Raw genomic sequence first — 13,874 nt, 5'->3', positions numbered from 1 at the left:
CTGCTTAGAAGATGCTTTCGGGGATGATGATCACATCGCCCGGCATCAGCATCACGTTGGCCTTGGAGTCACCCTTCTTGAAAAGGTCGCTAAGGCGCAGCGAAAATTCTTTCTGCTTGCCGGTTGCCTTGTCGAAGCGAACGAGCTTCGAACGGTTGCCGGCGGCAAATTCATTCATGCCGCCCACCGCAATCATCGCGTCCAAGATGGTCATGTTCGCGCGATAGGGGATCGAGGCGGGGCGCCCGGTGGCGCCAACAATGCGGATCTGTTCGGAAAAGGTGCCCGCAAAGCGGTTGACGATGACCGAGACCAGCGGATCCTGAATATATTGGCTCAGCTGAAGCTGGATGTCCTGCGCCAACATGCTGGGCGTCTTGCCCGTGGCGGGCAGGTCCGCGATCAGCGGCGTGGTGATACGGCCGTCGGGACGGACCTGTACGCGCGCGCCCAGCTCAGGGTTGCGCCAGACGAACACGGTCAGCTCGTCCATCGGGCCGATCACGTAATCCTCGCCCGGCCCTTCCTGAAGCGCCACAAAATTGGCGGAGGGCAAACGCGGGGCGGTTCTGGCGTCGGCGCAGCCCGCCATGGCGACGCTGGCCAGCGCAGCTCCGCCAAGCAGCGTTGCAAAACTCTTGCTCGACATGGTCCTTTTCCTCGACGGCGCCGTCCGATTGCCCAACAAGATCTATTCCTGATGGAAGGCACGGCAGTTCAAGGTGCGGTATGGGCAAGAAGGGTAAAGATCCGGTTAGCCATTGTGGCACGAACCGCGGGAATACGGGGCTTTTTGGATAGTGGTCCCAGAAGGGGACAATTGTCGGAAATATCTTAACAGCGCCGATTCTTGCCAAGTCTTGCGAGAACTTTGGCAAGACTTGGCAGGAAACAATTCAGGCGAATAATCGCCAAAGAGGTAAAACAAACCCCGGAAATGCTAGGTATCAAGACCTATAGCAACATCTCGCGCGCTGGCCCCTGTCCCAGAAAGGCCGAAGGGCTGGCGCTGGCCCCATAGGCGCCCGCACAGAACACCGCGACCAGATCGCCCACATCAGCATGGGGAAAGCCCGCCTTGTCGGCCAAACGATCCAGAGGGGTGCAGAGGCAACCCACAACGCTGGCCTCCTCGACCGATTCGCGGCCGAATTGGGTGGCGATGGCAACGGGGTAATTGCGGCGGACGACCGTGCCGAAATTGCCGCTGGCCGCCAATTGGTGATGCAAACCGCCATCAGTGACCAGATAGACCTCACCATGGCTGATCTTGCGATCGACGATACGGGTCAGGTAAACCCCCGCCTCGCCCACCAGATAGCGGCCCAATTCCATGCAGAATTGCGTTTCGCCAAGAACATCGGGCAAGTTGTCGAACTGTTGGCCCAGCGCCTCACCAATCCGGTTTGCATCAACGGGCGTGTCGCCGGGGAAGTACGGAATGCCCATCCCCCCGCCCAGATTGCAATGCGGCAGACCCACGTCCGCTTCATCCGCCAGCCGTGCGGCCAGAGCGATGGTTTGCGCCTGTGTTTCGATGACAGCGTCGGAATTGAGCGATTGCGATCCGGCGAAGATGTGAAAACCCCGCCACTCGGCGCCCGCATCCACGACCAATCGGGCCAAAGCAGGCACGCGCTCAGCATCAATACCAAAGGGTTTCGCCCCGCCGCCCATTTTCATGCCCGACCCCGCAAGGCCAAAATCAGGGTTCACCCGTATGGCAAGCCGGGGCGTTTTACCAATCCTTTCGGCAATATTGAGCGCCCGCTGCGCCTCGCCCTCGGATTCAAGGTTGAGCGTCACGCCGCGCATGATGGCGGCCTGCAATTCCATGTCGCGCTTGCCCGGTCCGGCAAAGCTGATGCGCGACGGGTCCAGCCCGGCGTTGAGCGCCATGCCCAATTCGCCGCCGCTGGCAATGTCAAACCCGTCGACCAATTCGCCCATCAAACGCAATACGGGTGCAAAAGGATTGGCCTTCATCGCATAGTGGATGGCCAGCCGTTCGGGCATGGCCGCGCGCAGTTCCGCCACGCGCGCACGCAACATCGCGCCCGAATAGACAAACAGCGGCGTCGCCCCCCCGCTTTGCGCCACCAGTTCGGTGACCTTGGCTCCATCAATCGTCAGAATACCATCGCGCGCCACAAAGCCCGCCGGAATTGGCCCCAAAGGCTTCATGCATCATGCTCCCGCGAGGATTCCAATTCGACGGCGATCTTCCAGTCCAGCATTTCCTGATACAATCCTGCGCGATCCAATTTTCCATTGGGGCTGATGGGCATGGCATCCTTCCAGTGGATCACCGAAGGCTGCATGAAATTGGGCAGATCGCCCTTGAGGCGGCGCGGCAATTCTTCCGCCGGGTTTTCCGCACCCGGCGCCGCGCGAACGATCAAATGCACCGCATGGCCCAAACGCACATCGGGAATGCCCAAGGCCACCGCTTCGGCCACCAATCCGGTGGCAATGGCGGCGTCTTCAACCTCTTGCGGGCTGATACGGTTGCCCGCCGTCTTGATCATCGCATCGCGGCGTCCGACGAAATAGAGCAGGCCGTCGCGGTCACGCCGCACGCGGTCACCGCTCCACACCGCCATGCCGCCATAGGCCGAACCGGCGGGCGCAGGCTTGTAACGTTCGGCGGTGCGCGCCGCATCCTGCCAATAACCCTGCGCGACCAAGGGGCCGCAATGCACCAGTTCGCCTTCCTCATCATCGGCGGCAATCATGCCTTCATCATTGATAACCAGTATTTCGGCATGCGGGATCGCCTTGCCCATGCTGGTGGGATGGGTGTCGATCAAATCGGGATCAAGAAACGTCGAGCGGAAAGCCTCGGTCAGGCCATACATGGCAAACAGGCGCGCATCGGGGAAAATTGCGCGCAGCCGATGCACCAGATCGACCGTCAACGCCCCCCCGCTGTTGGTCAGCCGCCGCAGTTTGGCCGCCACATGGGTTGGCCATTCCAATTCGGTCAATTGCACCCAGAGCGGCGGAACACAGGCCAGTGTCGTCACATCATGCCGATCGATGGCCTTCACCACATCACGCGGCATCAGGTAATCCAGCGGCACCGCGCTGCCACCCGCATACCAGTGCGAGAGCAACTGATTCTGTCCATAATCGAAACTGAGCGGCAGAACGGCCAGCGCCCGATCATCGGGCCGCAGGTCCAGATAGGTCGCCACGCTTTGCGCCCCCAGCCACATATTGGCGTGGGACAGCATCACCCCCTTGGGCCGCCCGGTCGAACCGCTGGTATAAAGAATCGCGGCCAGTTTATCGGGATCGGCCTGCGACGGCGCCATGGAGGAAAAAGCCCTGCTCTCCTCCACCGCCTCGCCCTCGCCCAGCACCGGGCAAGGCGCATCGCCCGGCTCCAGTGTGGCCAGCCGCGCGGGCGTGGCGATCAACAACACCGCGCCGCTGTCGGCCAGAATATGCGCCACCTGCGCCCGCTTGAGCAAGGGATTGATCGGCACATGCACCATGCCCGCCCGCGCCGCGGCCAGAGGCATCAGACAGGTCAGCTCACCCTTGGCCGCCCATGTGGCGATGCGGTCTCCCTTTTGCGCCCGCCCCGTCAGCCACGATGCCATCGCACCGACACGCTCTGTTAAAGCCTTGTAGCTAAGAACACCGTCACGCAGCACCAGCGCAGGATCATCCCCCCTGCCCCGGATCGCCAGATGATCCAGCGGCAAAGGGGCGGTTTCAAGCGAATGACTGTGCGTGACCATGGATTTTCCCGACTTCGGACAGGCTTGTGACCCGGCTCAGCTATCATGCTAACCTTAACGAACTGCAAGGCGATATTGCGCTTTGCGACTGGCTGCGCGCGCCGCAGGCTGCCGGTCTGTTTGATCGGCTGGAGTGGTTTACCGCGCTCGAACAGCTGGGTGGGGTGAAGCCCTTGCTGGCCGTGGCACGTAATGGCGATGCGATGGCGGTGCTGCCTCTGGCCCGGCGCGAGGATGGGCTGGGGCCATTGTCGAACTGGTACGCCTTTACGGTGCGGCCGCGCGTGACGGCGGGCGGCGATGGACTGGCGCTGCTGTCCGCTTTGACGCGCGATCTGCGGGCAAAGGCGGGGCGGATCACCCTTTGGCCTGTGCCCGATGAAGGGGGCGAAGCCAGCCTGCTGTGCGCGGCCCTGTCGCGGGCGGGCTGGATCGTCGAACGGGTGGAGTGCGACACCAACCATATCCTGAAGGTCAACGGGCGGACCTACGCCGAATATATGGCCTCGCGCCCCGGCCCCTTGCGCACCACGTTAAAGCGCAAGGCGAAGAAGGTTTCGATTACCCTCTACGACGATTTCTCCGCCCAAGCTTGGGACGATTACGAAACGGTCTATGCGCAAAGCTGGAAACCGGAGGAAGGTTCACCCGCCCTGCTGCGCCATTTCGCGCAAGAGGAAGGCAAAGCGGGCCGCCTGCGCATGGGCGTCGCCCATGGTGAGATCGAGGGCGTGAACCAGCCGGTCGCCGCGCAAATGTGGACGGTTGAAAACGCCGCCGCCTATATTCACAAGCTGGCCTATGTCGAGGCGGCCAAGGTGATTTCGCCCGGAACCAGCCTGTCGGCGGCGTTGTTCGAACGGGTCATCGATGGCGACCGCGTCCATACCGTTGATTTCGGCACGGGCGATGATCCCTATAAGCGCGACTGGATGGAAGAATCGCGCCCGCGTTACCGCATCACCGCCTATAATCCGGCGCGGATCGGCCAATGGAAAGCCATTGGAAAATCGCTTTTGCGCCGCGCCCTTAACCGCGCCTGATCGTCCTAGAGAATTTTGAAACCAATTGGCGCTAGCAAGGCAAGGCTTGAGGCAGGCCTTGCAGGAGGCTACCGGGGCATGTTGCGTCAACCCAACAGGAACACCCAGTAGGATCCCTATGCAAAACGATACCGATCAAATGCTCCGCGCCATCCTGAGTGATGTTCTGGGGCTGAAGCCGGGTCAGGCCGATGCTTTCACAGCGCAAACCGGCCTGTTTGGCCACTTGCCCGAACTGGATTCGATGGCGGTGGCCGGGCTGCTTACCGAAATAGAGGATCGTCTGGGCATCATCGTCGAGGATGAAGATGTCGATGGCGATATGCTCTCCGACTATGGCTCGTTGCTGGAATTCGTTTCGGCGCGGCGCAAGGCGGCATAACCCATGTAAGGACACATGTTGCAGGAAATGGCACAATGGTCCTGCCCACTGCCTGGCGGCGGCGCGGTGCAGGAATGGGCCTTAACGCACAGGCCCGACGGGGACGAGAAGGCGCGCCTGCTGATCGTCCCGGCCTTGTTCGACGAAGGCAACAAGATGCGCCGTTTCACCGTCGAGGTGATGCGGCGTTTATCCGCCAGCGGGATTGCCTGCTTTCTGCCCGATCTTCCGGGTCTGAATGAAAGCGGCCTGCCGCTTGAGGAGCAAACGCCCAGCGATTGGCAGGCCGCCATGGAAGGCGCGGCGCGTCATTTCGGCGCAACACATATGCTGGCCATTCGCGGCGGCGCTCTTGCCGCGCCACGCGATGTTCCGGGCTGGCATTACGCCCCCCTCGCCGGGGCCAGCCAGTTGCGCCAGATGCTCCGCGCCCGCATCCTTGCCTCGCGCGAAGCGGGCCGCAGTGAGACACAGGACAGCCTGCTCGAACACGGGCGGGTCAAGGGGCTGGAACTGGCCGGATACCGGCTGGGGCCTGATTTCCTGAGCGAATTTGGTGGGATCGTTGCGGATGCCCGTCCCGATGTGCAAACCATCACGCAGGATATGCTGGGCGGCCCCGGATTATGGATGCGCCCCGAACCGGGCGAAGATGCGTCACAGGCCGATGCTCTGGCCGCTGTGATCGCGGTTGGCGTGGCACAGGGAGAATGGGCATGACGCGCCAAATGCTTTCCTTCCCCTGCGAAGGGGCGGTGCTTTGCGCCACGCTCGACATGCCTGAAGGCGTGCCCACGACCGGATTGCTGATCGTATCGGGCGGCAATGAAATCCGTTCCGGCGCATGGGGCAGCCACGCCCGGATTGCCGAGAGCGTGGTGGCGCAAGGCTATGCCGCGTTCCGTTTCGACCGGCGCGGCGTGGGCGACAGCACCGGGACCAATGGCGGCTTCAAATCCTCCACCCCCGATATTTCCGCCGCCCTTGCCGCCTTTCGCGCCGCCGTGCCGTCGATGACGCGCATCATCGCGCTGGGCAATTGCGATGCGGCCAGCGCCCTGATGCTGTCGGGCGGGGCGGGGGTCGATGGGTTGATCCTGTCCAACCCATGGACGTTTGAGGAAGACAGCGCCGGGCCATCGGTGCAGGCCCTGCGCGCGCATTACAAAAAGCGCCTGCTCAGTACCGATGCGGTGATGCGCCTGCTGACGGGCAAAGTATCGCTGGACAGCCTGTTTGGCTCGCTGCTGCGTTTGGCGCGCCCTGCCCCGCCGCCCGCGCCTCTGGTGCGGCAAATGAGCGATGGGTTGGCCAATTTTGATGGGCCGGTCCACCTGCTGCTGGCGGGCAATGATTCCACCGCGCAAGCCTTTGCCGGGGTGTGGGATGGCAAAGACCCGCGTATCGAGCGATGCGACGGGGCCAGCCATTCCTTTGTCGAGCCCCATGCAAGGCAATGGTTGATGGATCACATCATCGCCGCGATGCAGGCGGCGTAAAAAAGGGCGGCGGTTGATCCCGCCGCCCCTCTTTTATCAGGCGTCCGCCTTGGCCTGCGCCGCGAAATCCAGCGCGCCGACAAAGCGTTCCGCATCCAGCGCCGCCATGCAGCCCGTACCCGCCGCGGTGACGGCCTGACGATAGGTGTGATCCATAACATCGCCCGCCGCGAACACGCCAGGGATCGCGGTCTTGGGCGTGCCGGGTTGGACCACGATATAGCCGCTGTCGTCCAGTTCCAGCTTGCCCTTGAACAATTCGGTGGCCGGTGCATGGCCGATGGCGACAAAGGCGCCCTGTGCCGGTTCCACCGACTTTTCACCCGTCACCGTATCAACCAGAGCAAGACCCGTCAGGCCCGCCCCGCCAATGGCGGCATCACCGATGAATTCCTCAACTTCCTTGTTCCACAGAACCTTGATGTTGGGGTGGGCGAACAGGCGTTCCTGAAGGATCTTTTCCGCGCGCAAGGAATCGCGGCGGTGGATGAGCGTCACATCCTGCGAATGGTTGGTCAGGTACAGCGCTTCCTCGACCGCGGTGTTGCCGCCACCGATCACAACGACCTTCTTGCCGCGATAGAAGAAGCCGTCGCAGGTGGCGCAGGCCGAAACGCCCTTGCCCGAAAATTCCTGCTCGCCCTTGGTGCCCAGCCACTTGGCCTGCGCCCCGGTGCAGATGACCAGCGTGTCGCCTTCGTAAACATCGCCCGAATCGCCAATCGCGCGGAACGGAGGGCCCGAAAGGTCGATTTCGACAATCGTGTCCCACATCATGCGCGTGCCGACATGTTCGGCCTGTGCCTGCATTTCCTGAACCAGCCAGGGGCCCTGCACCGCTTCACGGAAACCGGGATAGTTTTCGACATCGGTCGTAATCGTCAATTGCCCGCCCGGTTGCAGGCCCTGCACCACAATGGGGTTCAAACCGGCGCGCGCGCCATAGATGGCGGCGGTCAGCCCGGCCGGCCCCGAACCAATGATGAGCATGCGAGTGTTATGCGTTGCCATGCGATTCTCTCTTTCCTAACCCGGTCGAAATAGGGATGAGTTGCATGGAAAGCCAGCATCGCATGGCTGTTATGGCCGCCAATATTCGCTATACTGCGGCCAAGTCTGGATTTTGTTCACGGCCCCGCACTGACATGACGATGCATCATCGCCTTGCCCTCGTTCCGCTTTGCCTTGGCGTGGCTCTGGCCGCGGGGCCTGCGTGTGCGCAGGATGTGGATGCCCCGTCCCCGTTGATCGAATGGCCCGTCGCTCTGCGCGAATCGATGGATATGCGCCTGGAATTGGAGCCTGGCGAAACGGCGGCCCAAATCGGCGAGGAGATGGCGCCCGAAGTTGAGCGCATGCTGGACACGGCCTTGGCCATGAACATTGCCGCCACGGGACAATATACCGGATTTTCGGTCGAAAGCTGGATGCCGGGGGCCGCCAATGGCCGCGATATCGTCGTCAACGGCGTGTCGCATGGCAAAAACAACATGTTCCCCGATCCGGGCGTCAAGTTTCAGGATCTGGGCAAATATGATCTGGGCAATGCCAAGCGGGTTGCGGTGGCTGTTCAGCAGCGTTTTGCCGATTCGCGCAACTTGGCCGCCAACCTGAAACTGCGCCACATGTCCGGGCCGGTCGATGTTCAGGTGGACGTAAAGGGCAACAAATCGCTGATCAATCAGAACCCCATGCGCTTCAGCTATAGTTCCAGCGCGTTCTATCAACTCAATTCGGCGCTGGCGCTGGGCATGGTGGCGCGGGGCGATCTGGGCACGCTGGATGATTTTGCGCCGGCGGCGCGCCACGATGCGGGGGCGGTGGCGCGGCTCAAACTGCTGGGCAAGAATTCGGCGCTGTCGGTGGAAACCGGCTATGACATGCGCCTTGGTCCGGGCAGCGCGGCCCAACCGAGCCGCACCTATGCCAATCTCAACTTCAACTGGAAATTGTAAGGGCGGAAGGTTTCCCTCCCGCCCACTCTGGCATTACACCAGCATCATCAGACCGGCAGCCCGACGTAATTTTCGGCAATACTGGTCTGCGCCGCCTTGCTGGTGCTGATATAGTCCAGTTCGGCCACCTGCATCGCCCGTTCGAACGGCCCGTCATCGGGGAAACGGTGCATCAGCTTGGTCAGCGTCCAGCTGAAACGTTCCGATTTCCACACGCGGGCCAGCGCTTTGGCCGAATAGCCGATCACCGCATCATTGTCGGCGCGGCGGAAATAGGCCGTCAAAGCCTCGGCCGCATAATGCACGTCGGATGCGGCAAGGTTCAGCCCCTTGGCCCCGGTGGGCGGCACGATATGGGCCGCGTCGCCGCACAGCAGCAGGCTGCCATGGCGCATCGGTTCGAACACATAGGACCGCAGCGGGGCGATGGACTTTTCAATCGACGGCCCGCGGGTGATATTGGCCGCCGCATCCGGGCCAAGGCGGATTGCCAGTTCGTCCCAGATGCGATCGTCCGACCAATCCTCGATCTTTTCGGTCAGCGGCACGTCGACATAATAACGGCTGCGCGTGTGCGAACGCATCGAGGCAAGGGCAAAGCCGCGCTCGTGGTTGGCATAGATCAGTTCGTGGTTGCACGGCGGCACATCGGCCAGAATGCCCAGCCAGCCGAAAGGATAGACGCGTTCATATTCCCGCGCAACGCTGGCGGGAATCGCCTTGCGGCTGGGGCCGTGGAAACCGTCGCAGCCGATGATGAAGCGGGCGTCGATGCGATGATCCGCGCCATCCTTCGTATAGGTGACATAAGGCGCATCGGATTCGATATCATGCAGCGCAACGTCACCCGCCTGATAGATCACCTCAAGCCCGCGCGGCGCGGCCGCATCCATCAGGTCCTTGGTGATCTCGGTCTGACCATAGACCACAACGGTTTTGCCCGTCAGGTTGGCGACATCGATACGGATCAGGCGTTCGCCATCGGCTAGGTTGAAGCCTTCCTCAACGAGGCCCTCGGCCTTGAGGCGGCCGTCCAGACCAAGGCGCTCCATCAATTGCACGGTGATCTGTTCCAAAACGCCCGCGCGGATGCGGCCCAGCACATAGTCACCGGTCTGGCGTTCCAGCACCACGCAATCGACGCCTTCGGATTTCAGCAAATGGCCCAGCAACAAACCGGCAGGCCCGGCGCCAATAATGGCGACCTGAGTCTTCATGACATATCTCCCATATTCCACACTTGGCCGACATTTGATCATCAGGCCAATTGACCGGGATATTGACATCGGGCCGCCTTTGCGAAAAGGGATGGGTCGGTCATTCTATTGGCACTTTTCGGACATGCGCAAAACATCCCCCGCCATCCCCGTCTATGGCCTCTTTGGCGAGAGCCATGCGCCGTCTCCCGCCGGTTTTGCGCATATTGAGACGATTGCGGAGCGCTCCAGCCTGCATGATTGGGAAATTTCGCCCCATCGCCACGAACGCGGTATTCAGGTACTTATCGTTAGCGCGGGCCATGCCGAAGTGACATTGGATGGGGCGCGTTTCGCGCTGGTGCCCCCCGCCTATGTCGTACTGCCCGCAGGCAGCGTGCATGGTTTCCGCTTCAGCCCCGGCACGCATGGGCATGTGCTGACGCTTTCGCTCGATTTTGCCGGACGGGCGCGGGGCGCCGATGACCCCTTGCGGCATCTGCTGACCAAGGGTGGGCATGGCACGATGGGCGACAATGCGGCGCGGCGAGTGGAATTGTTGGCGGGGGAAATGAACGCACTGGCGCAGGAATGGCATGACGGCCATCTCTTCCTCGCGCTGGCCGAGGCTTTGGCCCGATCGCTGCCTGATCCTGAATTGGGCGCCCAAAGCGCGGACGACCGCCGCCTCGCGCAATTCCGCCATCTGGTCGAGGTGCATCTGCGCGAACATCGCGGGCTGGATTTTTACGCCAACAGCATCGGCTGTACCCCGCGCACGCTGGGGCGATTGTGCCATGCCCGCCTGGGGGGCAGCCCGCTGGAGGTGATCCATCGCCGTCTGGGCGTCGAGGCGCAACGCCTGCTGCGCTATACCAATGCCAGCGTGACGCAGATTGCGCAGGAACTGGGCTTTGCCGACCCGTCCTATTTTTCGCGCTTTTACCTGCGCGTCATGGGTCAGCGGCCTCAGGCGGAGCGCGACCACTCCGCCTGAGGCGCATCGATTATTGGACCAGCATCAGGGCGTCGAGCGCCACAACGCCCTCACCCACCGGGTGCAGGATCACCGGGTTGAGGTCCATTTCCGCAATCCGCGGTTCGGCCAGCAAGACCGCGCTGATCTGACGGATCAGCCGCGCCAGCGCCGCCACGTCCAGCGCAGGCGACCCGCGATAGCCCTTGAGCAAAGCAGCCTGCTTCAACCCATAGAGCTTTTCGACAATCGCTTCTTCGGACAGGTCGGGCGTAATCAGCGCCACGTCGGCAAGAATTTCCGCCGTCACCCCGCCAAACCCGGCCAGCACCACCGGACCCCATTCGGGATCATTCTTGGCGCCCACGATCATTTCCAGACCGCGCTTGCCCATCTTCTCGATCAGCACGCCGTCCAGAGTGATGGAGGCGTCATAGGCCGCGACATTGGCCACCATTTTCGGGAACGCCGCGCGCACCGCTTCAGCATCGGCCAGGTTGAGCATCACCCCGCCCGCATCCGACTTGTGGCCAAGGGCCGCCGCCTGCGCCTTCATCGCCACGGGATAGCCGACCGCTTCGGCCGCCGCGACCGCTGCCTCGGCATCCGCTGCAAACCGGCCAGAGGGGAAGCTGATCCCCAGCGGGCCAAGCAGCGCCTTGGCCTGATATTCGGCCACCACGCCCGCATAATCGCCAAGGCCGGCGACCGACAGCGCCACCGGGGCCGCATTGGTCAGATCGAGCGCGGCGCGGCGGGTCAGCGCAGCCAGAGCGCGGAAAGCCCGCTCGGTGGTGGGAAACCACGGAATGCCGCGAGCGCGCAGGTCGGCGATATAGTGCGCGGGCATATCCGCGCCTTCATCGAGGCCTGCAAACACCAGCGGCTTGGTGATCTCGCGCCCGTCGAGAGCGGCCACAATCGCGGGCACCTTGATCTTGGCGGTGATCGGATCGGACTGGATGATCCCGGCCACCACCGCACCCACGCGCGCATCATCCATCAGCGCGCCCAAGGATTGCGTATAGATGATCGGCTGCGACAGGCCCTGTGCGGTAATGTCCAGCGGGTTCGACACCGGCACGAAGGGCGGCAAGGCCGCGCGCAGTTCCGGGCTGTCCTCATCATGCAGATCGGCAAGCGGCAGGCCCAGTTCCTCGGCCAGATCGAGAGTCAGCGCCTTGAACGCGCCCGATTCCCCCAGAACAGCCGCCGAAGGATGGTTCATCGCGGCGCAGCGCACGAGGATCTCGGCTATATCGCCCAGTTCCTGAAGCGTTTCGGCAAAGATCACGCCGGTGCGCTCGACCTTGGCGCGCATCAGCTTGTAATCGCCCGCCATGGCGCCGGTATGCGTGGCCGCGCTTTCACGCGCCGCCGAGGATTTGCCCGGATGCAGCAGCACGATGGGCTTGCCCGCCGCGCGCGCCCGGTCCGCCGCCGCGATGAAGCGGGCCGGATCGCGGAACTGCTCGACGATCATGGCGATGACCGAGGTATCGGCATCATCGACCAGCCAGTCGAGATAATCCTCCACGCCCGATGCCGCCTCATTGCCGGTGCTGACGGAATAAGAACAGGCCAGTTCGCGCGCCAAAAGCGTGGTGCAAAGCACCGCCGCCATCGCGCCCGACTGCGACACCACCGATACCGAGCGACGACCGGCCGGCGGCACAATCGCCGTTTCCACAAAGGTCAGCGGCACGCCATCGACATGATTGACCATGCCAAGGCAGTTCGGCCCCTCGATCACCATGCCGGATTCGGCGGCGATGCGGCCGATCTCGGCCTGCTCGGCCATGCCTGCTTCGCCATCCTCGGCAAAGCCAGCCGCAAAGATGATCGCGCTGCCTACGCCGCGCACGGCAAGGCCCTTGATCGTATCCAGCACGAAGGCGCGGGGAATGGCCAGAACCGCCACATCCACGCCATCGGGCAAAGCATCCACCGAGGGCAGGCAGGCGCGCTCCCCGATCTTTTCCCGGTTGGGATTGATCGGGTAAATCGCGCCCGCATATCCGGCACGGTCCAGATTGCTGATCAGCGTTGCGCCCAAGGCACCCGGCTTGTCGCTTGCGCCCACTACCGCAACACTGCGCGGCTTGAGCAGGCGAGCAATGCTCGCCCGTTCCAGTCTTGCCATGATTTTCTGCCCTCTCCGGCGGATGATTACTTGTTGATCTTGGTGATGTCGAAGGTGCCAAGACCGGGCTTGAAGGTCTTTTCGTCAAGGAACTGCTTGGTGGCTTCCTTGCGCGCTTCCAGACCGCCAAAACCGTTCAGTGCTTCCTGTGCGCGGATCAGGTAATCCTCGGCATTGTCATAGGTCATTTCGACCATGCGACGCATCGCCCACTTGGTGGCGCGCAACGCGTTGGCGTCCTTTTTCAGCAGCGCCTCGGCGATTTCGGTCACGCGGGCGACCAACTGGTCATGCGGCACGCTTTCAGTCACCAGACCCTGCGCTTCGGCCTGCTTGCCGGTCAGGTTTTCGCCCATCATGGCGTGATACATCGCCTTGCGCAGCGGCATCAGTTCCTGCGCCACCTTGGACGCGCCGCCGCCGGGCAGGATGCCCCAGTTGATTTCCGACAGGCCGAACTTGGCATCGTCCGACGAAATCGCGATGTCGACCGCATAGAGCGGGCCATAGGCCCCACCAAAGCACCAGCCGTTGATCATGCCGATGGTCGGCTTTTCATACCAACGCAGACGTTCCCACCAGTTATAGGCTTCGCGCTGGGCCTTGCGGGTGGCCCACAGGCCCTTCTGTTCGTTTTCGCGGAAATATTCCTGAAGATCCATGCCCGCCGAGAAAGCCGAGCCTTCGCCCGTCAGCACGACCACGCCCACGTCTTCGCGGAATTCCAGATCGGCCAGCACGCGCGTCATCTGACGATTGAGCTTAGGGCTCATGCAATTGCGCTTTTCCGGGCGGTTGTACTTTACCCAGGCGATGCGGTTTTCGATATGGACGGCAACGGTATCTTCTTCGGCGCGATCAATCGTCTGTTCGGTCATGACAGGCTCCTCTCCAAATGGGATGGCGCCGCCGTCTGGGGCGGCGTATGCTA

General features: G+C 62.4%; 13 protein-coding genes. 6 read left to right on the top strand and 7 right to left on the bottom strand.

What is annotated here, in order from left to right:
• Window positions 1-4 precede the first annotated feature (4 nt).
• The 3 genes from AC2S2E_RS09880 to AC2S2E_RS09870 all read right to left on the bottom strand — a co-directional run bounded on the left by AC2S2E_RS09880 (window position 5) and on the right by AC2S2E_RS09870 (window position 3,749).
• Complete coding sequence (locus AC2S2E_RS09880) at window positions 5-649, bottom strand: XrtA/PEP-CTERM system exopolysaccharide export protein (RefSeq protein WP_486522199.1); 645 nt, start codon at window positions 647-649, stop codon at window positions 5-7.
• 305 nt (window positions 650-954) lie between these two features.
• A complete protein-coding gene (locus tag AC2S2E_RS09875) occupies window positions 955-2,184 on the bottom strand; it encodes a pyridoxal-dependent decarboxylase, exosortase A system-associated (protein ID WP_486522197.1) in 1,230 nt (409 codons plus the stop codon).
• Window positions 2,181-3,749 (bottom strand): acyl-CoA ligase (AMP-forming), exosortase A system-associated, encoded by a 1,569-nt coding sequence (locus tag AC2S2E_RS09870; protein ID WP_486522196.1) that lies wholly within the window; start codon window positions 3,747-3,749, stop codon window positions 2,181-2,183. The genes AC2S2E_RS09875 and AC2S2E_RS09870 overlap by 4 nt, the downstream gene beginning before the upstream one ends.
• 26 nt (window positions 3,750-3,775) lie before the next feature.
• Here AC2S2E_RS09870 and AC2S2E_RS09865 point away from each other — a divergent pair, with 26 nt between their 5' ends.
• From AC2S2E_RS09865 to AC2S2E_RS09850, 4 genes are all read left to right on the top strand, one after another.
• Entirely contained in the window at window positions 3,776-4,792 is a 1,017-nt protein-coding gene (locus AC2S2E_RS09865; RefSeq protein ID WP_486522195.1) for a GNAT family N-acetyltransferase, read from the top strand.
• 118 nt (window positions 4,793-4,910) lie between these two features.
• A complete protein-coding gene (locus AC2S2E_RS09860; RefSeq protein WP_486522194.1) occupies window positions 4,911-5,174 on the top strand; it encodes an acyl carrier protein in 264 nt (87 codons plus the stop codon).
• Between the two features lie 15 nt (window positions 5,175-5,189).
• Window positions 5,190-5,894, top strand: a complete 705-nt coding sequence (locus AC2S2E_RS09855; protein WP_486522193.1) for a hypothetical protein — start codon at window positions 5,190-5,192, stop codon at window positions 5,892-5,894.
• Window positions 5,891-6,673: a hydrolase 1, exosortase A system-associated gene (locus AC2S2E_RS09850; protein WP_486522192.1), complete on the top strand. Its 783-nt coding sequence runs from the start codon at window positions 5,891-5,893 to the stop codon at window positions 6,671-6,673. Before AC2S2E_RS09855 ends, AC2S2E_RS09850 begins: the two co-directional genes overlap by 4 nt.
• Before the next feature lie 36 nt (window positions 6,674-6,709).
• Here AC2S2E_RS09850 and trxB read toward each other — a convergent pair whose 3' ends face one another.
• Window positions 6,710-7,684, bottom strand: a complete 975-nt coding sequence (gene trxB, locus AC2S2E_RS09845) for a thioredoxin-disulfide reductase (RefSeq protein ID WP_486522191.1) — start codon at window positions 7,682-7,684, stop codon at window positions 6,710-6,712.
• A gap of 44 nt (window positions 7,685-7,728) precedes the next feature.
• On the opposite strand from trxB, the gene AC2S2E_RS09840 reads away from it, so the two are divergent.
• Window positions 7,729-8,628 (top strand): hypothetical protein, encoded by a 900-nt coding sequence (locus AC2S2E_RS09840; RefSeq protein WP_486522190.1) that lies wholly within the window; start codon window positions 7,729-7,731, stop codon window positions 8,626-8,628.
• A gap of 47 nt (window positions 8,629-8,675) precedes the next feature.
• Here the strand turns inward: AC2S2E_RS09840 and pobA are convergent, their stop codons facing one another.
• Window positions 8,676-9,845, bottom strand: coding sequence for a 4-hydroxybenzoate 3-monooxygenase (gene pobA / locus AC2S2E_RS09835; protein ID WP_486522189.1), 1,170 nt, complete (start codon window positions 9,843-9,845; stop codon window positions 8,676-8,678).
• 124 nt (window positions 9,846-9,969) lie between these two features.
• Between pobA and AC2S2E_RS09830 the strand changes: the two genes are divergently transcribed.
• Complete coding sequence (locus tag AC2S2E_RS09830; RefSeq protein WP_486522187.1) at window positions 9,970-10,821, top strand: helix-turn-helix domain-containing protein; 852 nt, start codon at window positions 9,970-9,972, stop codon at window positions 10,819-10,821.
• A gap of 10 nt (window positions 10,822-10,831) precedes the next feature.
• On the opposite strand, the gene AC2S2E_RS09825 is transcribed toward AC2S2E_RS09830, so the two are convergent.
• Together AC2S2E_RS09825 and AC2S2E_RS09820 are read right to left on the bottom strand one after the other, a co-directional pair.
• Complete coding sequence (locus AC2S2E_RS09825; RefSeq protein ID WP_486522186.1) at window positions 10,832-12,943, bottom strand: acetate--CoA ligase family protein; 2,112 nt, start codon at window positions 12,941-12,943, stop codon at window positions 10,832-10,834.
• A 26-nt stretch (window positions 12,944-12,969) separates the two neighbouring features.
• Window positions 12,970-13,821: a p-hydroxycinnamoyl CoA hydratase/lyase gene (locus AC2S2E_RS09820; protein ID WP_486522185.1), complete on the bottom strand. Its 852-nt coding sequence runs from the start codon at window positions 13,819-13,821 to the stop codon at window positions 12,970-12,972.
• Window positions 13,822-13,874: the final 53 nt, after the last annotated feature.

The organism is Novosphingobium sp. 550D, from assembly GCF_057401885.1.
The sequence above is the reverse complement of the archived record's forward strand: the minus strand, read 5'-3'. Positions and strand labels throughout refer to the sequence as shown.

Excerpts from the sequence above, each read along its gene's own strand:
- AC2S2E_RS09855 (WP_486522193.1), top strand. The coding sequence starts at position 5,190 with ATGTTGCAGGAAATGGCACAATGGTCCTGCCCACTGCCTGGCGGCGGC.
- pobA (WP_486522189.1), bottom strand. The coding sequence starts at position 9,845 with ATGAAGACTCAGGTCGCCATTATTGGCGCCGGGCCTGCCGGTTTGTTG.
- AC2S2E_RS09840 (WP_486522190.1), top strand. The coding sequence starts at position 7,729 with ATGGAAAGCCAGCATCGCATGGCTGTTATGGCCGCCAATATTCGCTAT.
- AC2S2E_RS09820 (WP_486522185.1), bottom strand. The coding sequence starts at position 13,821 with ATGACCGAACAGACGATTGATCGCGCCGAAGAAGATACCGTTGCCGTC.
- AC2S2E_RS09880 (WP_486522199.1), bottom strand. The coding sequence starts at position 649 with ATGTCGAGCAAGAGTTTTGCAACGCTGCTTGGCGGAGCTGCGCTGGCC.
- AC2S2E_RS09870 (WP_486522196.1), bottom strand. The coding sequence starts at position 3,749 with ATGGTCACGCACAGTCATTCGCTTGAAACCGCCCCTTTGCCGCTGGAT.
- AC2S2E_RS09860 (WP_486522194.1), top strand. The coding sequence starts at position 4,911 with ATGCAAAACGATACCGATCAAATGCTCCGCGCCATCCTGAGTGATGTT.
- AC2S2E_RS09850 (WP_486522192.1), top strand. The coding sequence starts at position 5,891 with ATGACGCGCCAAATGCTTTCCTTCCCCTGCGAAGGGGCGGTGCTTTGC.
- AC2S2E_RS09875 (WP_486522197.1), bottom strand. The coding sequence starts at position 2,184 with ATGAAGCCTTTGGGGCCAATTCCGGCGGGCTTTGTGGCGCGCGATGGT.
- AC2S2E_RS09830 (WP_486522187.1), top strand. The coding sequence starts at position 9,970 with ATGCGCAAAACATCCCCCGCCATCCCCGTCTATGGCCTCTTTGGCGAG.
- AC2S2E_RS09825 (WP_486522186.1), bottom strand. The coding sequence starts at position 12,943 with ATGGCAAGACTGGAACGGGCGAGCATTGCTCGCCTGCTCAAGCCGCGC.
- trxB (WP_486522191.1), bottom strand. The coding sequence starts at position 7,684 with ATGGCAACGCATAACACTCGCATGCTCATCATTGGTTCGGGGCCGGCC.